This is a genomic window from Dorea ammoniilytica (assembly GCF_025567415.1).
Lineage (GTDB): Bacteria > Bacillota > Clostridia > Lachnospirales > Lachnospiraceae > Claveliimonas > Claveliimonas ammoniilytica.
On record NZ_JAOQJV010000002.1, the window covers coordinates 1 to 24,809 of the forward strand.

The 24,809-nt window shown below is 43.4% G+C and carries 12 protein-coding genes and 1 pseudogene; all 13 read left to right on the plus strand.

Annotated elements, in window-relative coordinates:
* Positions 1-235: 235 nt before the first annotated feature.
* Complete coding sequence (locus OCV65_RS02085) at positions 236-1,009, plus strand: NifB/NifX family molybdenum-iron cluster-binding protein (RefSeq protein ID WP_262580787.1); 774 nt, start codon at positions 236-238, stop codon at positions 1,007-1,009.
* A 190-nt stretch (positions 1,010-1,199) separates the two neighbouring features.
* Complete coding sequence (locus OCV65_RS02090) at positions 1,200-2,639, plus strand: AlbA family DNA-binding domain-containing protein (protein ID WP_262580788.1); 1,440 nt, start codon at positions 1,200-1,202, stop codon at positions 2,637-2,639.
* Positions 2,640-2,681: 42 nt separating this feature from the next.
* Positions 2,682-3,077, plus strand: a pseudogene (locus OCV65_RS02095) (UPF0158 family protein); the annotation flags it as partial.
* 130 nt (positions 3,078-3,207) lie between these two features.
* Positions 3,208-3,327, plus strand: a complete 120-nt coding sequence (locus tag OCV65_RS13400; RefSeq protein WP_416810571.1) for a DUF4869 domain-containing protein — start codon at positions 3,208-3,210, stop codon at positions 3,325-3,327.
* 15 nt (positions 3,328-3,342) lie between these two features.
* Positions 3,343-3,525, plus strand: coding sequence for a hypothetical protein (locus OCV65_RS02105; RefSeq protein ID WP_330666864.1), 183 nt, complete (start codon positions 3,343-3,345; stop codon positions 3,523-3,525).
* Between the two features lie 111 nt (positions 3,526-3,636).
* Positions 3,637-4,836: a hypothetical protein gene (locus tag OCV65_RS02110; RefSeq protein ID WP_262580790.1), complete on the plus strand. Its 1,200-nt coding sequence runs from the start codon at positions 3,637-3,639 to the stop codon at positions 4,834-4,836.
* Positions 4,837-5,017: 181 nt separating this feature from the next.
* A complete protein-coding gene (locus OCV65_RS02115; RefSeq protein WP_262580791.1) occupies positions 5,018-7,210 on the plus strand; it encodes a hypothetical protein in 2,193 nt (730 codons plus the stop codon).
* Positions 7,211-7,241: 31 nt separating this feature from the next.
* On the plus strand, positions 7,242-10,649 hold the full coding sequence (locus OCV65_RS02120) for a tubulin-like doman-containing protein (RefSeq protein WP_262580792.1): 3,408 nt from the start codon (positions 7,242-7,244) through the stop codon (positions 10,647-10,649).
* A 28-nt stretch (positions 10,650-10,677) separates the two neighbouring features.
* Complete coding sequence (locus OCV65_RS02125) at positions 10,678-12,723, plus strand: hypothetical protein (RefSeq protein ID WP_262580793.1); 2,046 nt, start codon at positions 10,678-10,680, stop codon at positions 12,721-12,723.
* Positions 12,720-16,745 (plus strand): hypothetical protein, encoded by a 4,026-nt coding sequence (locus OCV65_RS02130; protein WP_262580794.1) that lies wholly within the window; start codon positions 12,720-12,722, stop codon positions 16,743-16,745. Before OCV65_RS02125 ends, OCV65_RS02130 begins: the two co-directional genes overlap by 4 nt.
* A gap of 116 nt (positions 16,746-16,861) precedes the next feature.
* Positions 16,862-18,085, plus strand: a complete 1,224-nt coding sequence (locus OCV65_RS02135; RefSeq protein ID WP_262580795.1) for a transglutaminase domain-containing protein — start codon at positions 16,862-16,864, stop codon at positions 18,083-18,085.
* Positions 18,086-18,091: 6 nt separating this feature from the next.
* Complete coding sequence (locus OCV65_RS02140; RefSeq protein WP_262580796.1) at positions 18,092-21,043, plus strand: HD domain-containing protein; 2,952 nt, start codon at positions 18,092-18,094, stop codon at positions 21,041-21,043.
* A gap of 4 nt (positions 21,044-21,047) precedes the next feature.
* The gene (locus tag OCV65_RS02145; protein WP_262580797.1) at positions 21,048-24,809 is read left to right on the plus strand and encodes a toll/interleukin-1 receptor domain-containing protein; all 3,762 of its coding nucleotides are present in this window, start codon (positions 21,048-21,050) and stop codon (positions 24,807-24,809) included.

Below are 24,809 nucleotides of genomic sequence, written 5' to 3' on the forward strand. Positions count from 1 at the left end.
CATGATAATGGATCCTTTCTTTCATACTGGTTTAAGTATATCAGATTCATTAAAAACTGTCCGAAAAAGTGTCTTAATTTATGAGACCATTATAAACGCAGGGTATCTGTAAATTAAAAAATAATGAAAAGAAGTAATACTATAAGGTGATTCATAAAAGGCATATGTCAAAAACGTTATTGACATATGCCTTTTATAGGGCTATTATATAAGAAAAGCGAGAAAGGAGCAGTTTATGCCGAGACCAGTAAAATGCAGAAAAGTTTGCCATTTCCCCAATGTTTTAGAATTTCTTCCGGCAGATAATGCTGAGAAAAAAGCACCCATTGTTCTAACGGTAGATGAGTACGAGACAATTCGTCTTTTGGACAAGAAAGGTTATAGTCAGGAGCAGTGCGCAGCATCTATGCAAGTCGCAAGAACAACAGTCCAGCGGATTTACGAGATTGCCCGGAAGAAAATAGCAGATGCACTTATTGATGGACATCCTCTCAGAATCGAGGGCGGAGATTTCAGAATCTGTGACGGTCAGAGCGGCAACTGCAGCTTTGGAGGATGTTACAAACAGGAAATTTACAAAAAATATGCAGCAGAAAAAGGAGAAGGTATCATGAGAATAGCGGTAACATATGAAAATGGACAGATTTTCCAGCACTTTGGACACACAGAGACATTTAAGATTTACGATGTAGAGGAAGGAAAAGTAGTACATTCAGAAATAGTAGATACGAATGGAAGCGGACATGGCGCATTGGCAGGAGTTCTTAACGCATTGAATGCAGACGTTTTGATTTGTGGCGGAATCGGAGGCGGCGCACAGACAGCGTTAGCGGCAGCAGGCATCAAGCTTTTCGGAGGAGTTTCCGGAGATGCAGATGAAGCAGTAGAAGCTTTTATCAATGAAACACTTGAGTATAATCCGGATGTGAAATGTTCTCATCACGAGCACAACCACGGGGAAGGACATACATGTGGCGAGCATGGATGTGGAAGCCACAGTTGTCATTAAGAAGTGACGAGACTTTATCTGGCATCAAAAAAGAACAGAAGAAAATGGTAAGAAAAAATGAACTGTTTTGTTTTCTTGCTTGATAGAAAAGAAGAATAGAACGTATAATAGTGTTAATGATCCAGAGAGGATTGCTCTGGAAATAGAATTATTCGCACCAGTGGTGCGAGTATAGATTAGGAGTGAAAGAATGGTAGAAGATACTATGTTTTCCGGGGAGTCGAAAAATATTGAGTACAAGGTATCCTTACCCGATAAAAGTGAAAAATACATGAAGACGATCGTAGCTTTTGCCAATACACAGGGCGGCAAGCTGATTGTTGGAGTAGATGATAAAACACACCAGATTGTTGGTGTGGAAAATGACGTGTTGTTTCAGCTGATGGATGGAATTGCCAATGCAGTTTCTGATTCCTGTGTGCCACAGATTATTCCTGATATTGAGCCGCAGACGGTAAATGGGAAAACAGTTATTGTTGTATCAGTAGAAGCAGGAAAGAATAGACCATATTATCTGAAATCAAAGGGAAAAGATAATGGCACTTATATCCGTGTAGCAGGTACATCAAGACAGGCATTTCCGGAGAAGATAAAAGAGCTGGAAATGGAAGGTGCTAGAATCTCATGGGATGAGCTTACTTGTGTGGGTTATCCTGTTTCAGAGGAAGCAACAGAGAAACTTTGTCAGGATATCGAAAAGTTCCGGAAGAAAGCAGGAATGTCAGAACATTCTGTAAAGAAAGAGCAGCTGATAAACTGGAAAATCTTAAAGCAGAGTGAGGGACAGCTTCTGGCAACGAATGCCTATGCATTGCTGACATCAGATTATTTCTCATTTTCTAAAACACAATGTGCGGTATTCAAGGGAACAGATCGTGCAGTGTTTCTGGATAAGAGAGAATTTACAGGACCGATTTATACACAAATCGAAGAAGCAGTAGATTTTGTATTGAGAAATATTCGGCTTGGAGCAACGATTGATGGATTGGTGCGAAAAGAGAAATATGAGCTACCGCCGGAAGCAATTAGGGAAATGATTATTAATGCCCATTGTCATCGGAATCTGTTGGATGAATCCTGTATTCAGGTCGCAGTTTATGATGACAGACTGGAGGTGACTTCTCCGGGTGGCTTATATAACGGATTGACTTATGAAGAAGTTATGAATGGTCATTCGAAGATCCGGAATAAAGGCATTGCCAACATATTCAGTCAGATGGGACTTGTAGAGGCATGGGGAAGCGGAATTAAAAGAATCCTTAATGCAGCAGAAGAGTATGGACTTCCAAAGCCGAGATTTCAGGAATTCGATAATATGTTTCGGGTAGAGTTGTTTAGAAACAATTCCATGATGGAGCCGGAGAAAAAGTTCGGAGAAAGTTCGGAGAAGAGCCGGAGAAAAGACGGAGATAAAACGGAGAAAATTCAGGATCATGAATTAACTGATACACAGAAAAAAATCGTGAATTTACTTCTTGCGAATAAACAACTATCTGCAGCAAAAATAGCAGAACAATTAGATTTGGGAAGTCGAAGCATAGAAAAGAATATTAAGAAGTTAAAAGAGTATGGCATACTTAAGAGACATGGTTCGCCTAAGAGTGGCTACTGGGAGATTGTTGAAAAGTAGCGGGATGATAGAAAATGAAGGGTTAAATTAGAAGATGTACTAGAAGCGATGGATTTTGTGAATGATGATACAAAATACTATTATGATGTGAAAAATGGAAAAGTACTCATGATTTTTGATGGTATGGTTGATGGCGAAGATAATCCAGAGCTTATTGCAGAAATAGAAGATTCATTTATAGAAGAGTATATTCCTTTACCAGGACAGTATGAAATTAATGAGTATAGGATTATGGAAGAATTTATATACGACCTGCCTGAAGGCAGAAATCAAGACACATTGGAGAGAGCAATACAGGGAAGAGGAGCTTTTAGAAGATTTAAAGATAGATTATTCGATTTAAATCTGGAACAAAAGTGGTATGATTATCGAGACCGTGCCTATGAACGTATTTCGAAAGAATGGTGCGAACAATATAACATTGATATTGTTGGATGATTAAAAAGCACTTACGTAGGTTTTGGACAATACATTTGTATTGTAGTGAGAAGAAATTCATTCAAGGCTAATCTAACAGGAGGAGTAGATTTTACATGCTGAATATATTTTATGGAGCTATGAAAGAACAATAAACTTACGTCATTTGATGAAATTTGAAGTTGAACCATTTAATATCCGTATCCTTAACATGAATGAAATTGTACATACCATGGAAGAACTGGTATCAATTGCAGGTGAATTTGTTTGATGGCAGGAGGATGCGATGAAAGGAAAACATAAAGTTATTGTATCAACAAAACGTTTAAAGTATGAATTTGAGCTTCGGAGAAATCTGACGATTATCCAGGGGAACGGTGCAACTGGAAAGACTACACTTGTAGATATGATTCGTGATTTTGTGAATAATCCATCCGGCACACCTGTAGAAGTGATCCGGCATATTTAAGTGGAGCAATTAAAGAGTCGATTTTAAGAAAAATGAACATAATTGATCTGAATAAGAAAGGTGAATAACCAGTGGTATGAGTATAGGTTAGGAGTATAAGGGTTACGAGGAATGAAAAAGAAAATACGAATTATATTGGCCGTAATTGCTGGCACTATTGCTGCGCTTGTAGGATATTCGGCATATAAAGTACATCAGAGTGCACAGGAATTTCAGAAAGCATACGAAAGCAAGAAGAGCTTTGAACGAACAGAGACTGATGAAGCTGAAGCAGGAGCAGACGGAGAGAAGAAAGCAGAGGAACAGCCTGGAGACAGACCTTATGGCGTGATCGAACCGGGTAGCGAGTATGAAGTGGACACATACATTGACAATCGGGACAATTCAAATAGATTGTATATCTATGATATGGATTACGTGGATCTGACACTTGATTTTAAACCGAAGAAACTGGAGGATTTCATTGACGTGATCAATGAGAACTCCAAGATTGCCAAGAAATTCAAACCGATTCTGATTGAGTATTGTACCAGAGTATTTGATAAGTATCCGGATATTGAACTCAGACCATTTTACCGTAATCTGAAAGATCTGGAGGTGATTGAATGCACAGACCAGGAACTGCTGAAAGTTACCTGGGATACCAATTCCTGTGGATGTTACGTGAGAGATGAAGATAAGATCTATGTACTGAAGGATAAAGAATACGAAAAAGGCACCTGGGATTATCAGGTCCTTTATCATGAATTCAGCCACTGCTTGAGAGATAGTATTTATGAGGACGAAGATGGTAATCGTGTATCGATACAGTTTATGGGATTGAATTATTATGATATCCCGAATGCGGAAGCACTCAATTCGTTGTTCGCAGTGAGTCTATTTGATTATGAGGAGAAGGATATTGCGTATCAGTTTCAGAGCAATGCCCATCAGATTATATTGGAATGTATGGATAATTACACGCTGAATGATTACGTGAATCACAGTATGACGTATTATGCGAAGCAGTTGGATACATACAATCAGGATGACAATTATGCATTGACGATATTGTCACTGATGAATGAACAGTATGAGGATTATCACGACGACAGCAGAGAGAATCCACAGTCGGTGTATTATCCAATCTATGATTATATTTCAAAAATGTATCTGGATAAATATGTGACAGCAGATATGAGTTATGATGAGGCAAAAGAGGTTATGGATCAGATGTTGGACAGACTTCTTTTTGATGTTCCGGAAGAGTATCATATTGATAGAGATCATTTTTACACATATCTGGCTGATTACTACGAAAATAATATATAGACAATGCGAGAATAGCAAGATCAGCAGGGCAGATGCTCTGCTGATTTTTTATCGCAATTTGATGCGAATACATTGTGAGATATGTCGGATTAGTTTATAATAAATTTATATTTTGTATTCAATCAGGAGTGAAATGGATTCTGGTTGAGAAGAGTGAAAAGTTATGAGGATGGGACAGAAGATGAAGCAAGTATGTAAGAGTGTGCTGAGTGTGATGTTATCAGTTGTTATGTTGATGACCGTTATACTGGTCTCGCAGCCGAAGGAAGTGCAGGCAGCACAGGCGGGAAAGAGCAGAGCAATCTATGTAGTATTTGATAACTCGGGAAGTATGTACAAGCCGGGGAATATGGCGTGGTCGCAGGCAACCTATGCGATGGAAGTGTTTGCTGCGATGATGAATTTCGACAGCGGAGATGTGATGAAGGTATTTCCGATGCATCCGGTTACGGTGAATGGCAATGCGGGTACGGACAGAACGACATCCATTACGGTGCAGTCTACGGATGACATTGCGCAGATTCATAATATGTATACACCGGATCCGGAAGGAACACCTTATACACAGGTGAATACGGCATCAGCAGAACTGACTGCACTGTTAGACAGCGGGGCTGCGCAGGAAGGCTGGCTCGTAGTGCTGACAGATGGTATATTTGACAGTGATGTGCCGGCAGCAGGTCTGCAAGAGGATCTGAAACAGAAGGCTGCATCCCGGGACAATATGTACGTACAGTTCCTTGGCATGGGAAGTGAAGTCGAGAATGTGCCGGACAGCAATGAGGACGCAGGACTCTATGCACAGAAAGCCGGAGACAGTGCGGCGGTGATCAATGAACTGGCAATTGTAAGCAATCGTATTTTTAAGAGAAATGAATATCCGGGATATAAGGCTGGTAATCCGTTGAAACTGGATGTGCCACTCAGTAAGCTGATCGTATTTGCACAGGGAAGTAATGTAGATATTAAGAGCCTGAAGAATAAAGAGGGTGGCGAAGTCAAGATGGAGAACTGCTACAGCGTGTCATGCAGCAGTACGGACGGCGCAGGACAGACTTCTTATGTAACGCAGGTTCCGACGAAAGACACATCATTAAAAGGTGCAGTAGCAGTATTTGCAGATCCGTCTTCATCCATTGTAGAAGGAGAGTATACTCTGAATATAGAAGGAGCAGATTCTATTCAGGTATATTATGAACCAAATGTAGAGTTTGGAGCAGAATTGCTGAAGGGTGGCAAGAAAGTAGATGGAGATACCATTGAAGGAGGTTCGTATCAGGTAAAGGTTGGATTTATCGATCTGTTATCTGGAAAGTTTATTAAGGATTCTAAGCTGCTTGGCAAGCCTGAATATACCTTGACGGTGAATGGACAGGAGTATGGACTGGGTGGCAACGGAGGAGTTACGCAGACGGTTGATATTCAGGCTGATGGAGATGAACTTCAGCTGTCGGCGGATGTTGTGTATCTGAATGATTATATGGATCATGCAGAAAAGACTTATAAGGTATGTACACTTGATATGGAGGTACAGGCGCCGAAGTCTGTGGCATTAAAAGAGATAGATAATGCGGAACCACTGAAGATTACAGCGAAGAAGAATGGCAAGCCGCTGACAAAAGAGCAGTGGGAGAATGCAACGGTAGAACTCGGCACAGTGAATGAGCAGGGAGATACATTTGCGCTGGATTGGGATATCCAGAAAGGCAGTGAAGTGTCTACATGGATTGCAATTCCAAAATATAAAGACGGTAAAATGTTTGAGACCGATACCGGTAAAGCAGAGGTTACAGTTGATGTGTCGACAGAGATTGACGGTAATTCTTATGGCAAGGCGCAGACAGTATCAATGAAGATCAAGGATGACAGAGGCGTGTTGGATTATCTGAAACACTACTGGAAGCAGATTGCGCTTGGCCTACTGCTGCTGATTTTGATTCTGGGATATATCCCACCGTTTAAAAAGCGTTTTCCAAGAAAGATGAAATCAAGACCATCTATTGAATGTACGGCCGAAAAGATTGGGATACGTGATTCGATAGTGAAAGGTAATTTTGAGAAGAATAAGTTATCTGTATTTCTACCATATAAGGCAGAGGTCGGAAGGCTGACATTTTCACCGGCTCCGGTAAAGAAGACTGCGAGGGTGAAGGCTGCAGGAGGCGGAAGTATGATGATCTTGAACACATCGACTTTTGCAGGTAAAGAAGATACGACATTTAACGGAATGTCTATACCGGATAATTACAAAGGACATTACCGTATATCGGCGAGCACGATCATTGTGGTGGCAACGCCTGAATTTACTTATACATGTATTCCGAATGTGCAGAGAACTGCAGACGGATCGATCAAAAAGGGTAAGAGGAAATGATAAAGCAATACTTTAGTGAGGAGGAAGACAAATGATTGCACCAACATTATTAGTAGGACTTGGGGGAACCGGTTCCAAGATTGTAAGCCGTGTATCCAAGATGGTTACGGAGGAACAGCGAAAGCATATTGGTTTTGCAGTATTTGATACGGATATCAATGAGCTGCGTGAGATCCGTGAGGCCAATCCGTATATCAAGACAATTCAGACTTCTACGAAACTGACGGTAGGCGAGTATCTGAATATTGATACGCATGCCAGAGATACCTGGTTTCCGGTAAATGGTATTTTGAACAGCAAGTCGCTGACAGAAGGCGCCGGACAGGTAAGAGCGATTTCAAGACTTGCATTAGATACAGCAATTCGTGCCGGTAATATGGAGCCGTTACACAAAGCAATTGAAGAACTGTATAAGCTGGAAGGAGATTCCGGCGAGCAGGCTCTGCGTGTGGTAATTGTAAGTTCACTGGCCGGCGGTACCGGATCCGGACTGATCCTTCCGGTGGCACTTTACCTGAAGAATTATCTGGCAACAAAGTTCCAGGCAAGTGCGAATATTACACGAGGATTTTTTATCCTTCCGGAAGTATTCTATGAAGTGATCCGTGGACAGTCAGAACGTAACAATCTGCGTTGTAATGCGTATGCGGCACTCCGTGAGCTGGATGCATTTTTGATGAAAGGGGATAAGACCCTGCCTGAGAAATATGACAAGACAGTACGTGTAGAGTTCCCGCGTGTAGGTTCTTCTGAAGTAGAAGAATATGATGTAAGACCATATGATTTCTGCTTCCTGTTTGATGCACAGAATACAGAGGGCAAGAAGCTGAACAGCTTTAACCAGTATCTGGATCATGCAGCAAACTGTATTTATTCACAGTCCATCGGACCGATGAATAAGAGAAGCAATTCATCTGAGGATAATACAATCCGTGAGCTGTGTGCACAGAGAGGACGCAATCGTTATGCGGGAGCAGGTTCAGCAATGCTGATCTACCCGACGGAGGACGTAAAAGAATATATTGCACTTAACTGGGCAAAGGAATGTGTATCGAAGCAGTGGCTGGTATTTGATGATATGTACAGAGAACGCTGCATGGCAAATTCGGAAATGCGTGCGCAGGGATTCCATGTGAATGATATCGATCCGTCTATGAGTTACATCGGTTCGATTGAGCAGATGGCAAAACAGAAAGATCCGTTTGCCAAGGCAATTGAGGAGGCCTGCACCATCTATGATGACGGTGGATACAAGAAAGTCAGCGATAAATGGTCTGAGTACGTGGATCAGCTGAAGAAGTTTGTAAAGACCAGCGTGATGACAGGACAGCTGGATCTGGATTCACAGAAGAGACAGGCAATGGGACTGATCAACGATATCGAGGTCGGTAAGAAAGAGGCAAAAGAAGATCTGCAGTCTGCATTTATGGAAGTTGAAAAGTATAAAGATATGGTTATGAGACGGAGCGAGGATTCCGGAAGAACCATCGCATACACCATCTTCCGTGCAAAGAACGATTCTGCAACGAAGGACCGGCTTCCACACCAGATGGAGACATATCTGCGTGATCAGCATGATGCATTTATCCATCCGAATGCAGTCCGTTATTTCCTGTATCAGGCACTGGAACTGATGAAACAGGAAAAGGTATTCGTTGACAAAGAGAATAAGAAAAAAGAGAAGTTCTTTGATGACTTCTATAATATATTTGATGATCCGAAGACGGATGAGACAGAGACCGTGGATCAGCTGACAGAACGTAAGATTGATAAGAAGACGCAGCAGGAGATGAAGGATCAGTTCCGTTATTATCTGAGTGAGGTGGATAAGTACAGAACAAGCAGCGTGCTGGCAGAAGTACTGAGAGAAGGTATTGATTATATTACCAATCTGTGCGATGCGTTCCAGACCTTCTATGCATCTTTCGAAGATCGCATTGGCAAACTGGACAGAAGAATCAATTCTCTGCTGAAAAAATATGTGAATACAGCTGGTAAAACTACACGTTATGTGTGTGCATCGGCTAACTGCTTTAACAGACTGCTGAAGGAAATGCCATATACCGGCAATACGATTACGATTGATAAGGAGCTGGCAGAGGATATTTATTCAAAAGTCCGCGGATATTCCATGATGAAGGACAAACCGGAAAATGGCGGATACTTCGAGGAATTATTCGAAGATGGAATTATCGGATATTTTGAAAAATCTCTGATGGAGATTTACGGTACAACGGTAAATATGGATGTGCTTTCAGCACTGGAAAGAGAAGCTAAGTACGAAGCCAATGAATATGATTACGGACGTGTAGAACAGTATGTGCGCCGTGTGATCGCAGAGACCAGAAGCCTTTCTAATCCATTTATCGAAAGACCGCTTGGCGAACAGAGAGAGCCGATCGCAGCCTGCACATACAGTAAGCAGCTGGATCCGAAGGATGATTCCCCGAGATCTATGCTGATTGCTCAGGAGCTTGGCAATTACGGTGGCAATCCGGATGAGGATATTCCGTTGAATATGATTATGTTCTATCAGGCAATCTACGGACTGCGTGCCAATGGTCTGTCCAAGTTCTCGCCGGGAAGCGAAGCTGACGGAAGATGCGAAGGTGAGTATTACAAGGCGTATTATGAACTGATCAGCCAGATCAAGCCGAAGTCAGATAAGACACCGGTGATCACTCCGCATATCGACCGCAAATGGCATATCATTACCTGTCTGCCGGATCTGGATGACGAGAATCAGGAACGTCAGGAGAGAAGAATTTACCGTGCATTTATTCTTGGTATGATCTTCAATCTGATCAGTTACCGAAAAATTGCAGAGGGCAAATATCTCTACAGACTGCAGTTAAATGGTATTGATACCGAAGAGTTTGTGGTATCGAATGGCACACCTTGTGATCATTATTATGAAGTGCTGGATGCGCTGATCATTAATCCGGTCGTTGTTAAGACAATCCTGAATTATATGGATAAGAAGTTTACGGCAGAGAAGAACAGTGCCGGTAAGATTACAATCGAGAACAGCCTTCTGATGAAGCATATCGGTAAGTTAAAAACAGATGAGTTTAAGAAGAGCGGGCTGACAATCTTTGATCTTGCGTTGCTGTTGAAGGTATCTACACCGGCGGCAGAATTTGATAAGAAGGTCGGCAAAGATATCATGAGAGAGAGCCTGCAGATGATCTACGAATACATGAGTACTATCGTACTTGGCGATGATCTTGACTGGATCTATGGCAACTTCGTATTCGACCAGGTAAAAGCATTCGATAAAAATGTAGACTGGTATTTTGCAAACTGGAGAGATGATTTCAGTGATTACGTAGATGATCTGATGCAGATCGCAGCCAATGAGCTGGAGAACAAGGAACAGGAGAATCTGTGCGAGAAGATGCAGGAACTGATCGAAAACGCCAGAGAGAGACGAGAATAATTAGCAGAATATAAAGGCGGTGAAAATAATGCATACAGTGATAATACTGAGTAAGCACTCATCGGATCTGCTGAGAGAATACCGTTATCTTTTTCAACCGTTTGTGGATAAGGGAGCCATTAGTTTCTGTGACTGGAATGAATCCGGAACAGACCTTGAAACGTCTGTCCCGGATCTGTACAAACAGATCAGAGGAAAAGTTGACTGGAGGGCTGTGATCGTAAGTGCAGAGCCTGTCTATGGCAATCGGAAAGGTCCGGTGCCGGATGAAAAGAATCCATTTGATTTTCCGGTGGAGGCTGCAAAAGCAGCGGAGGACGCTGTGCCGCAGGATAGTGCGATACCATTGGTGCGCCTGACGCATATGATCTGTGGATATCCGGCAGCACCGGTTAAGAATTTTGAAGAAGCCTATGAGTATGTGGATGTAGAGACGGGAGCGACTCACAGAGTAAGAGCTTCCGAACTTTCCAGAGAAGAGTTCTATGCCCTGTCAGAACAATACCGTGACGGTCTGCGTCCGATCTATCTGCAGGAGAGAGTATCGGAGGAAGCAGAAAAGGCGAGAAAGGCACTGGAAGAAAAATATACGTTTTCTGATGTGCGTCCGCAGGAAGTCTACCTGTTCTCTCTGCGCAGACATCCGGATGATGAGAATTATATCTATGAGTCATGGAAGTCTCCGTTTGAGATGGAGAGTTCTGATTTCAGCCGGAGAAATAACTATCCGGGCATCTGCCGTTTTATCTGCGGTGATATTACAAATCCGGAGAACAGCCGCTATACCAGAGAACTGGTGGAATTCTGGATGGGTATACTGACGGTGGCTGTGAACCATATACCGGCCAGCATCCTGCAGGCGTATAAGCTGTACCGGATGCAGATCGAGGTGTCAAAAGAAGAACTGGGAGAGACACTGAACCGGCATCTGAATCAAATGGAAGCAGCGTCTGCGTTTGTACAGACGAGGCTCGGTATGAAGCCGGAGAATGTATTTGAGGATGGTGCCAAGATTGTTGAAAAGCAGCGTATACCGGTGATCTTCACAGAAGTATCCGGAAAAGATCTGTATATTTCGACAAAAGATATCGGACTCAGCAGAGACTGTCCGGCAGATGAACTGATGTACTGGAATACCAGTGTGCGTGAAAAGTCGGATAATGTGGAACGATATCTGAAGATGCCGAGACGGGCGGTAGACCGTGCGGCGGCGCAGGTGAAATCTCGCGCAGAAAGCTTTTTTGATGAAGAGTACGAGCTGGATCGCTTTCAGATTGAAGAACTGGAAGAAGAGCTGGATACGCTGGAACTACAGATACTGACCAGCGATACCCGAAGTACAGTGGATGGAAAGCAGATTCAGAAGAAGGTTAATGAGATTGACAGGCAGGTGAAAAAAGACATTGCGGTGCGGATGCGCCGAGGTGTTGTGATCAGCACAGGAGTGTTAATTCTGCTTGTATATCTGATGGGATATATTCCGTATATTTTCAACTCGCTTCGTAATGGAGGCGGGGCATTTGCGGGAGCACTTGGCATAAGTCTCGGAGCAACGTTGATTGTGGCAATCGGAGGAATCGTTGCTCTGGTTCTTCTCAGAAAGCAGATCGTGGCGAGTATGGAGCGGTTCAATGATCTGATGCGTTCGGTAGTTAATAGTGTAAATACTTCTGCGCATAAGTATGAGGAGTATTTTTCAACCCTCTGTACTTATATGAAGGCACAGTCTATCTATGCAGGGGTCACAAAGCGCAAGGATGCGGTGTCAGCACGCGTGCAGAAGCTTCGGACGCATAAGCAGGCACTTAGGACAACGATCGCAAGAGATGAAGAGCTGGCGGCAGCGTTTGGTATTCGAAGAGCGGCAGCATTTGAAAAGAATGTAACCAGATTCTTTGATGAAGATAAGGTGCCAAAGGATAACAGGCTTTACTATTATGAAATAGACGGAGGGAAGACAGAGATTCCGCTCAATACAGCGGGAGATATGATCTGGGCTCCGTACAAATTTATTGCAGGTCTGAAGATTGAGAGAGAAGATCTGTATGAGGATGTGAAAGGAGAAGAGTCATGACAGGGATAATGCAATTGATCAAAATTATACTCTGTACAGCATCTTTCATACTCCTCTGTACAGCGAGTCTGAAGATTAATCTGAATGAGTCGGAACGTGCAAGGCAGTTCCCGATGCCGGTAATTGCATTTGTGTATTGTCTGGTCGTGCTGATCTTTTTGAATGGGATCTATGGTGTGACTACAGAATTGGTTGCATATGGAGTTAAGACACTTCCGGCGCTTCGACAGCTGAAGCTTCAGAAGTATCTGGTATATCTGGTGAATCTTCTGATGGTGGCAGGATTCCTGATCGTGAAGCTGATTGCACTGCATGTTCTGAAAAAGAAGCACCACGCAGCAGAAGGATTGATTGAAACAGCCTGTGGCTGGTGCTATGAGTATGATAAAGAGCTGGATAAATGGTTTATAAAGCCGGAATATTCACAGATTCGGTTCATGTGGAAAGGCATCTATTATACGGCAGTCGGCGTGTCGGCACTGGTGTTTGTGCTGTCACAGTACTTTCCGACATTTGCGGCATTCCGGTCGGTATTTTATCCGGTATTTGGCTTGATCGTGCTGGGCGAAATGATCTGCTTTTTGTCCGGTCTTACCAAGAGACAGTTTATCGGGGATATCCTCGGTGAAGATGAAGATGCTTACAAGGTGGCCAATTATGGCCTTCTGCGAGATGTGCTGAAGACTCTGTTTGACAAGCATGTATTATATGATACGACAATCGATAATGGTATTGGTGTTCCGGCAGCATTTGAGACGCTGGAAGAGCTCTGCGAGAGCAAGGATGGCGCATCAGCGAATCTTGGCAGATATTTCCGGGCGCTGAAGGAAAGCGGCAAGGACATTGATCCGGGATATGTAAAGAGTTGCATTAAGCTGATGAAAGGACAGAGCGTATTGTTCTGTAACCCATTTTACCGGGATCTGACAGATTATCTGATGATTCCGATGACGAGACAGCTGATGAAGAATCGGAAGACTCTGGTGGTCATGGGTAGAGACTCCTCCACGGATGATGTGAAACTGTGGCTGGAGCAGGGAATCATAGAACAGATCAATACGGACAGTCTGTGGAAAGTAGAAGTACTGAACACGGCTGTGACGAATGCTGATATCGGGATTCTGAAATTCAGTGATCTGTTTAATTTTGAAATACAGCAGAGAAATTCAGAGTTTTTTGAAAAAGTCGGATTCGTATTTATTGTAGAACCATCGAAGCTTCTGGCGACCGGACAGATTGGATTGAATCTGCTGGTTGGAAGATTTCATAAAGAAGTGCCGGTTGTGTATGCTGCTTGTGACCGTAACTGTGACGGGCTGGTAGATGCGTTGTCGCATACACTTCGTACGAATATTACAGAAGTATCGGCAACCAGCCAGAGTGCATCGATCACATCGATCATGTGTTGGGATGCGGACGGCGAATACATGCACCACAGAATATTCTCCAATATTTCCCGATATATGGGTATCGGTACAGAGATTAATTCGGTAGCGTTAAAATATCAGATCGCGAATACCAAATGGTTCAGTGGTGATAAATTCCCGGTTCTGGATATGAAATGGATCGCAGGACAGTATTATAAAAAGATCTGTGGATTTGCAGATCTTCCGGTAAGCCAGGAAAGCTTTAATAAAGCATTTCAGGTGGACTCCAATCTCTGGAGTGCAAAGTCGCAGGAAAATGCGTTTCTGGTTGTGGAAGATGAATTCCAGAATCTGTTCGAGATGGTGCGCCTCTATGCGACCAGAGCAAAACAGCAGGGATTTATCAATGTGGTCAGCGAGAATTATCTGCTGAGAGACTATATGTTTGCGAATGCAAAGACATTTCTGACAGACCCGAAAGCAGTACCGACTATCGTGGCAGATTATACCAGGTCAGAGCGTAATACCGTGTTAAAACTCCTGATGCGTATGGCAGGTGAACCGGTATGTGAGGATGATATTGCAGAAGCATTCATGGTAAGTGGTATCGTGTATGATGAGGATACACCGGCAGATACATTGAAAGAGCTGATCTATAAGCATTGTAATATTGATGAGATTAATATCCGAATACATTTCCGGGATGAACTGATGGAAGACGGACTTCGGACCATCACCAGAAAGTATTATGAGATCGAAGAACATACAGAGATCGCTGAGTTTGTCAAGAATCTGAAGAATGCATATTATATTGCAGAGGATGAAAAGGGAGAGACATATTATATCGGTGCGAAGCTGTACGGACACATTTTCCAGGCGCTGATTCCTGGGCAGTTCCTGACTTATGGGGGCAAATACTATGAAGTGCAGTCGATCACACCGCGCAATGGCGTAGTTGTAAGAAGAGCAGCCGACCATATTACGGGGCGTAAGTATTACCGTCAGATTCGTCATATTGCGATTCGTAACTGGCAGGATGATACCAGCGTGGGCGGTCAGAAATCACTTGGGGATATCCGTATTCTGAAAGGATATTGTCAGGTAGAAGTGCAGACAGACGGATATCTGGAAATGCAGGATTACCATGATCTAAAAAATGGCCGTCATATCTATGTAAGCAGTATTCCAGTGCGTTCATATCGCAATAAACTGGTGATGAAAGTGGTATTTCCGGGAGCTTCTGAACGGATCCGTTATACGATGGCACTGATGCTTAATGAGATTTTCCGCACAACTTATCCGGATGCATATCCATATATCTGTGCGGTGACTCCATTCAGTACGGAAAGTGAGATTCCGGAGCATCTGAAATATGCGATGTATTCAATGGAGAGTGAATCTGAAGAACCGGGCATATACATTGTAGAAGACAGTGAGATTGATCTGGGACTGATTACCTCTGTGGAGCGTAATCTGGAGCGATATTTTGAAATTATCACGGAACTTCTGGGATGGCATGAGAGAAAGATGAAAGAGCATCCGAAGAAGGAGAAACCGGTCGAGAAGTTTGTGCCGGAATTCCCGGAACCGGAGGAACGCCCGGAGGCAGAGCAGACGGCAGAAAAGAAGAAAGGCATTGTCCAGAAGATTAAAGAGAAGCTGTCTGGAAAGAAACAGCAGGCAGAGGTGCAGCCGGCATGGAATGACGAGGAGCTGGAATTTACATATTCTGAGGGTGAAGAGCAAAAACCGGATCCGGAAAGTACAGAGACGAAAGAACCGGAGCAGCTCGTGCAGGACGATCAGGAAAACCATGAACTTACGGAATATCAAAAGCACTGCTTCCTGAAATATGGATATGATGAGATTGATGGTTTTCTGGATTTCGCAGGCACGACAGCATATCTGGCGGCATATGGCTATGACCATAACCCACTCCAGCAGGTGCGCGATAAGGAAAAGGCAGCGCAGGAATATATCAGGGCATATGATCCGGATAAACTCGGTGCTCATTTCTGTGATTTCTGTGGCGTAGAGATTGCAGGCGGTGAGTACGATGTGCTGAAGGATGGCAGAGAGCGGTGCAGCCACTGTTCTTCAACCGCGCTGCGGACAGGGGAAGAATTCAAAGATGTGTATAAGATGGTACTTCGCAATATGGAGATCTTCTATGGCATTAAGATCAATGCGGCGATTAAAGTACGTATGACAGATGCGAGGACGATCGCAAAGCATTTTGGTGAAGACTTTGTACCGACACCGGGTGTGGATGGAAGAGTGCTTGGATTTGCACAGAAAGATGCGTCCGGTTACAGTCTGTATATTGAAAATGGCTCACCGAGGCTCGCTGCTATGGCAACGATTGCTCATGAACTGACTCATATCTGGCAATACCAGAACTGGGATGATAAGAAGATCATAGAAGCTTATGGGGCACAGAATCGTCTGGAAGTATATGAAGGTATGGCGAAATGGGCCGAGATCCAGTATCTGCTGTATCTGAATGAGACTGCTTACGGAAAGAGAGAGCAGGTTCGAACGATGATGCGGAAAGATGAGTATGGAAGAGGATTTATTCAGTATATGAAGAAATATTCTCTGTCTTATCAGCAGGAAAAGAAACGTACACCGTTTCAGGAATTTCCGCCGCTGTAAGAGATGGACAGCAGGAGCGGAGCATGCACTCATAAAGAGGCATACTCCGCTTTTGCTGCATTACATATGATGGGGCTTTGGGCAGATACCATCAATCAATCAGGGAGACTTAAGGAATGAAAAAAGGGTTATCAGTTATTAAATATATATTGTTATCATTGGTGCTGTTTTTCGGCGGTGTAATGATAGAAGTGTCACCGACGGATTTTGTTAAGGCGGTTACACAGGATGTGAAAGATCTGACGCCGGATCAGAAGGATGACCCGGACAAGGCGAAAGATGTGCAGGATCAGGCACAGGCAGATGATAAAGATAAAGAAAAAGAACCGAAAGAAAATTACCTGAGATATTATTATTCTCTGCTGGATGGTACAGAGAAAAATTGTTATGACAAAGTGTGCGATGCAATAGAAAATGAGGAAGCATCCGTTGAGCTGGAAGGGATCGATAAGGATCAGCTGGCGCGGATCTTCCAGAGTGTGTATCTGGACTGGCCGGAGTATTTCTGGCTGGATTGTCTGCAGTATACATACAATACGAACCCGACAGGGGTGATATTGAATTTGAATTATAATTATACGGGAGCAGAGCGTGAAAAGAGAGAGGCAATCGAAAAGCAACAGTCAGAAGAGATATTGGCAGGAGTGCCGGCTGGCGGTTCGGATTACGATAAGGTGAAATATGTCTTTGAGACGCTGGTAGACATGACGGAATATGATCTGTCTGCCCCGGATAATCAGAATATATATAGTGTATTTGGCAACTGGACAACGGTGTGTGCGGGATATGCAGGAGCTACGAAGTACCTGCTTGACCGGGCAGGCGTGGATTGTATCTGGGTAACAGGAACCGGAGGAGGCGGACCACACGCATGGAATATCGTGAAATGTGATGGACAGTATTATTACGTGGACACTACCTGGGGGGATCCTGGTTACCGGGAACTGCAGGGAGAAGATGTGACGAAAGATTTTATTGCATATGAATACCTGTGCTGTTCCGGGCAGATGCTGAATCAGACACATACGCCTGATACTACTTATCCGCTGCCGGAATGCACGGATACTTCTCTGGAATATTATCGGATGAAGGGCAGATATCTGGAAACGGCAGATGCCGGAATGACACTGGATATTATGAAACAGGCCTATAATGACGGAAAGAAAAACATAAGAATACAGTATGCAAGCAGTGATCTGATGAATCAGATACTGGCGCAGTTGCAAGCCGATCTGGGATGGCAGATGATGGATTATATACAGGCGCAAAGCGGCAAGACACCACAGCTGTGGTCGGAATATCAGTCTGCAAGCTGTGTGGTAATCGTTTATTGGGAGTAGGATGTTATGGAAAGTGAAAAGATCGTATTTATCAGTTATTCATCAAAAGAAATGGAAACGGCAGTGCGGGTTTGCAATTATCTGGAGGAACAGGGAATTGTATGTTGGATCGCTCCGCGTAACATAGAGGCAGGAGCCAACTATGCCAGTCAGATCGTGGCGGCAATCAGAAGATGCGATACGCTAGTTATGCTGGCATCTGAAAGTACCAATGTATCCGGACATGTCAGTAATGAAGTAAGCATTGCTTTTGATAATAAGAAAAATATTATACCATTTAAACTTCAGGATATAGAATTTACGGATGAATATTTATATTTTCTGGGAAGAAAACACTGGATTGAAGCGCATCAGGATTTTAATAAAGGATTATTAACATTAAAAGATACTATTTGCTCATTACGAAATAAAGAGACAGGCAGCATAATAACAAAGCAGGAGCGACCGGAGCAGAATCCGGTACAGGATCGGAAGCAGGATACAGATACGGTGGTATCACCATGTTATAGCAGAGAAGCAATTGTTCGGCTGATTATTGAGAAGAGTCAGAAGTATCCGTACAATATTTATAAAAGACTAACAGACAGGTCCTATGAAGCAATGTTGGATTGCGCAGAGGAATTGTTTGATGCAACTATTCATGTGTATCGCCAGAGGAGAATGGTGGAATGCAGTAAGGAGTTTCCGGAGCTGATCGTGGAAGAACTGTCTGGTGAAAAGGAGAATTGTATTCAGGTGCAGGGACTTCCTGGAAGTGCCAAGAACATGCTGCTTCAGTTTGCGTTTTATAAGATGTTGAAGAATTTCAGTATGGGAGTCAGCAACGCGCTTCCATTTTATGTATCGGCGAGTTATTATGAGAAACTGCCATATAATCAGGAAAATGTGGCAGAGCAGATGAAAGCGATACTGGCTGAAGAATTTCAGGAATATTTTGAATATCTGCAGGAACATCCAGAAGTACGTCCTGTTTTATTCGTAGAAGCAATCCGTGAGCATAATGTGGCAAAGATATCACCGGAAAATGTAATGTTTGAGCTTTGGAGAAAGTATGGAAAATTCAGCAGGATCTGTGCGATTGATGTGGGACTGATTAAAAATCGTGCAAGATTAAAGCGTGTGATCCCGATTGCCGGTGATAATAAAGGATATCTTTTTTCGACACATCAGGTTCCGACGGATGACAGGGAAACCGTGATTAAAATGATAAGGAGCATTTATGGGATTTACCAGTATGAGCTGGATGTGGAAGAGACTTATCAGGTATTAAAGAGACTGAAATTCCCGGTGGTAGATATCTTTTTGATCCGCCTGATCGCTACAGAGATGCAAACGGCATATGATTGCAGGGAGATCAGGCTTTCCGATATGTACGAGAAGTTGGCACTTTCTGAAGTATATGGTGATGTGGAAAAATTAAAATGTGTGGCATCGGAATTGTACCACTATGTATTTGATGTGTCTTATAATCTGAACACGATCGAATATAATGGTGCGATGTGGTCTCTGCCACATAAACATAGCACATATCTGGAGTTTCTGATTGCATACTATTTTGTGGATAAAGTAGAGCATTATCAGGAACAGGATGATTATGCTTTTTTAAAGACAATCATGACAGCAATGTCTAATCGTTTTGTTGTTTCCTTTTTACAGGACAATTATCCACTTCAGGAGATTTTACTGGATTTTATAAAAGGAAAATATGACACGTTTGATGTGCGTCAGAAGAGCAATGCTGCGTATTGGCTTGGAAGACTGGAATATAAGAATCTGTCAGATGCAGCAGTGGAGATTCTTCAGAATGAATTCGAACGATATAAAGATACAGCTAAGAAGGATAACAGGAATTGTCTTGAGAACTGTGACAGACAGTTTTTGTTCCGCTCAATCTGTACAGGTTTGATGTCGCAGGGACAGGTGGGGATTCTGGATGAGTATCTGTGTGTAGTGATTGTAAATGATATTGCTAATGCGATTAACCGGGGTGCGGTGATCGAGTATTTCGGAGATAATTATCAGATGGCAGCACATGATGCTTATTATATGGATAAAGATATCAACCTGGGAGAGCAGGCAATACGAATTCTGAGCAGTCGGATCGAGAGCGTATTGTTAAGAGAGTCTGGCAGATATATTGAAAAAGATCTGGTGACAATGCTGTCTCTGCTGCAGGCGCGTATTCAAAATGAGAGAAAGACTCTGAAGTATGATCTGCGTCCACTGGCAGAAAAGGCATTGGAATATCTGTCTGCATATCAGACAAGACCGAAGAATGTTGTGTCGGACAAGCTGCAGTTTTATTTTAAGAGCATGGAAGAAGATCTTCGGATTTATCTGGATTCGGAGAATTTTGACATCGGACCATTGATCTACAATCGCTATCGTGGATTGCGTGAGATTAAACGAAATCAATGGCTGGAAAAACAGATTGAGGATCCGGAGAGCATTGCAGAACATACATTCAGTGCGTGGATCATGGCAATGTTTTTCCTGCCGGAAGAATATCCGGCAGATGGTTATTCTAAGCGGGAAATTCTTGATATGCTGTTAGTTCATGATATGGCAGAAGCGGATGTGGGAGATCAGATGATCAGTCTGAATGAACCGAAGCGTGAATTGAAAAAGCAGAATGATGTGTTAAAGAAGCTTTTTGTCAAAGGCACCTATCCGGATATTGCGAATCTGACACATTATTATAATGTGTGGACTGGGTATTATAATGGAATGAATGTGAATGCCAGAATCGCAAGAGATATTAATTTGTTACAGACGGTGTACACATTTTGTGAATACTATTGCCGTTATCCGGAACATTTTGAATCTGCCGATGTGGAAAAATGGATGAAGGAAAAGAATAATCTGAAAACAGAACTGGGCTATGAATTATTTGACCGATTGATTACAAATAACCAGGATTTTATGGAGGTTGTTTGCCTATCAGGTAAGCAGGAGTAGCGAGATGAGAAGAGCAAGAAAGAAGACGGTAAGGGTAAATGCGTACAGACTGGGAGAACAGAGTGAAGGGCTTGACAGACTGATAAAAGAAGGTCTGGTAAGTCAATCAGATGACGGAACCTTTGAAGTACATACAATGGAAACGAAAGATGAAAAGGGGGAGACGGCGCATGCAGGAGACTATGTGAAGCTGGATGCATTCGGCAGACCGTACCCCAATAAGGCAGAGTTCTTTGAAAAGAATCACAGGCATATAGATGGTGATCAGTATGAGCAGTTTCCAAAAGACCGGGAAGTCTGGATGATGGGTGATGCAATGTGCCCGGAGGTTGAGTTTCTCATAGAGCAGGGAAGGCTGGAACTTCATAAGGAAGATCCGGAACATTATTTTAAGGGAACCGGCTGGGGTACAAAGCTTACCGCATCCAGTGATGCGGCACTTGTATTCTATGAGATTAAGCGGAATGCCGGTGGAAATATTGTGGATGCTGAGTTTAACTTTGTGGACAGAGATACGTTTGAAGAGACCTATGAACTGATCAAAGATAAAGAACCGGTCAGGTATGATGCATTTATCAGTTACAGTCACAGCGAGCCGGATGCATTTGTAGCAGGAAAGCTGCATACCATGCTGGAGCATTATAAGGTGCCGAAGAAGATTCAGGAGATCAGCGGTAAGAAAAAGATTGAACGGGTATTTCGCGACAGAGAAGAACTTCCGTTGTCTGCAAATCTGGCAATGGGTATCTGTGAGGCACTGGAAAATTCAGAATATCTGATCGTTATCTGCTCACCGAGATCCGTGAAGTCGGAATGGGTACAGCGGGAGATCGAGACATTTCTGTTGACACATACGAAGGACAAAGTGCTGACACTGCTGGCAGAAGGTGAGCCGGAAGAGGCGTTTCCGGATATCCTGTGTTATGAAGAGAAAATATTGCAGCGACCGGACGGTACGGCAGAAACAGTTCGTGAACGCATCGAGCCGATGGCAGCAGATGTGAGAGGTGCCGATCACAGAGAGATAGAAAAGAAGCTGAAGGAAGAGTTCCTAAGAATATTAGCGCCGATGCTTGGCTGTACTTATGATGAGCTGAAGCAGAGACACCGGGATTACATGTTCCGCCGTGTAATCGCGGGTGTGAGTGCGGCAGCAGTGCTGGCAGTCGGAGTGACCGCATTTACACTGTATCAGGCAGCAAAGACGGAAGCACAGTATCAGGAGGCGAGGCGCAATCAGGCAAGATACCTTGCGGACATTTCCGGGGATCTGTTAGATAGCGGTGACCGAATGGGTGCACTTAAGACCGTGATGGCGATCACGCCGGACGATCCAGACGCCGATGAACCGGTGGTGGCGGAGCAGATGTATGCGCTGAATCAGGCACTGTATTCCTATCAGCACACAGATACATTTATGGATTATAAGACAGAAGGCGCTTATGAACTGGATGCACGAGTGCGGGCACAGGATGGGAATCAGGAAGAATACCTGAGTCCGGACGGAACAGTCTATTGTTGCCTGGATCAGCTGGGAACAGCCTATGTGCTGGATGTAGAATCAGGTACCTGTACATGGAAGATAAATCCGGGCAAGTTAAAAGGGTATGATGGCGGTGTATTTCAGTACATCGCACCAATATCAGACAGTCAGGCAGTTGCAGTGTCTCAGGAAGAAATCTTGTTTTTGGATTGGAAAAAGAAGAAAGTTGTAAGTAAGATTGAACGTCAGGAAGAAGAGATTCAGGCTGCAAATCTTTATTATGCGATATCAGGTACGAATCTTGCGGTTACAAATGGACATGTTCTGTGGGTTTATGATCTGGAACAGAAAACATGTACACATCAGATAGAGTATGAAAGTGAGGACTTCATTTATCGGCCATCTATGGTGTTTAATGAAGATGGAAGCGAAATTGCGATGAGTACTGGCAGTCCTGCGAAGGAAAATGTTGAAAGAGGCGTTATATGTGTGTCTCTTGCAGATGAGAGCATTACCAGACTTTCTGATGTGGATTCGGATGTGATGACATATGCGGGGGAACATCGTGTGGCAGTGGTGCAGTGTGAACTAGCGGGAGAAGTGAAGGCATATGATGACAAACCTCCGCTAAGGTATTATGTGACAATGTATGATACGGAGTCGGGAGAGCGTGTCTGGACATCGGAAGACTATGACGTACAGGCAATATCCAGACCATGTACCATACAGACGGCTGCTGTGAATACGGATGGAAATGAACAGAGTCTGATAGTAGTGTCGCTGAAAGATAAATTTTTACAATTAGACGCAGAAACGGGAAGTACTGTGTGCTCGCAGGTATATTCCAGCAATATTGCAGGTGTGAGACATGAATGGGATGAGTGGTATATAGTAGGCCTGGAGGATGGAAGAATGTATCCGGCATTCGCGGGGAGAATTGTAGAGAATACCGGAGATCTGGTGATCGGAGAAATTCATAAGAATGTTGGAAATGTGGTATATAGCAATGCGATGGGAAGTGTAATCAGGACAGAAGAGTCTGGAAGAAAAGTAACTTTTTGCAGACGGGTACAGGATACACAGATGAAGAAATTCACATTTGACAGTTCGTATAACAATATAGAATATATATCAGTCCCTGAGGGGGATGATACGGCTACGTATCGTGTGGTCGAAGGAAAAGATGGCGTAATAGGAGCTGTTAAGACACTGAGCGTATTGAAAGTCGGGGAGGATAAAGTAATCTATGAATACCAGTGTGGAGAAGATTCCGAGATAAATGATGTGACAATCTGCAAACTGGAGAATCAGACCTGCCTGATGTTTTATGACAAAGAAAGAGGGGAGACACTGGTAGACTTGGATACGGGGAAGGTGTTGTGGAGACAGCTTCTGAAAGAAAGTGATTACCGGAATTATGCTGTACAGTGTTTTCATCAGACAGAAAGATGCGTTGTATATAGTCGCCGCCGTTTTATTGTGGCAGATATGACGGAAGACGGGATTGATGTTTCGAATAAAGACGGTCTTGTAGATGATGAGAAGTTCGTGGATGCAGAAAATTATATTGCAGATATTGTAGTCACAGCAGATGATAAATATGTGATTATGGAGGTGCGTGATTATGATTCCAGTTTTTTGAAAGTATGGGATGTAGAAGCAGGAAAATGGAAGAAGATCGATGGCAAGCAGGAGTATCCGATGGGAGCTTGGAATGGATTTGTATTGGGTAAGGAAAGCCCGGTACTTGCAGCATATACGACAGATGGTACGATCGATATTCTGGATCTGGAAACGGGTACCTGTAAGCAATCACTTGCCAGCGGATATTATAAAACGGTGCAGTGCGCATTTATGAATCAGGATCAGTATCTGTTAAGCTATGGTGACGATCAGTATCTGACGATGTGGGATGTGGAATCCGGCAAAGTGCGGATGCGGGATGATTCTGGAGATGCCAGCGGCAATCTTGTGACAGATGGGAACAGCAATTATTTTGGACTTATGTACCGTGGTTACAGGTGGAGCGATGGCGATTATAAGGATTCCAGTCTGAGAATATATTCGGTAGATGACGATGGGCAGTTTTACGCTTATGCGGATGTGCCGAGTGGATATGCCAGCTTTGAGGGCAATGAGATATTTGTGGTCTGGCTGGTAGGTGAGAATGGCTATTTCGCACCGTTATATGATTATCGGGAACTGAAGAAACGCGCAGAGGATGTACTGGATGGAGCGACACTTACGGATGCAGAAAAAAAGCAGTACTTTGTGTCGGAATAA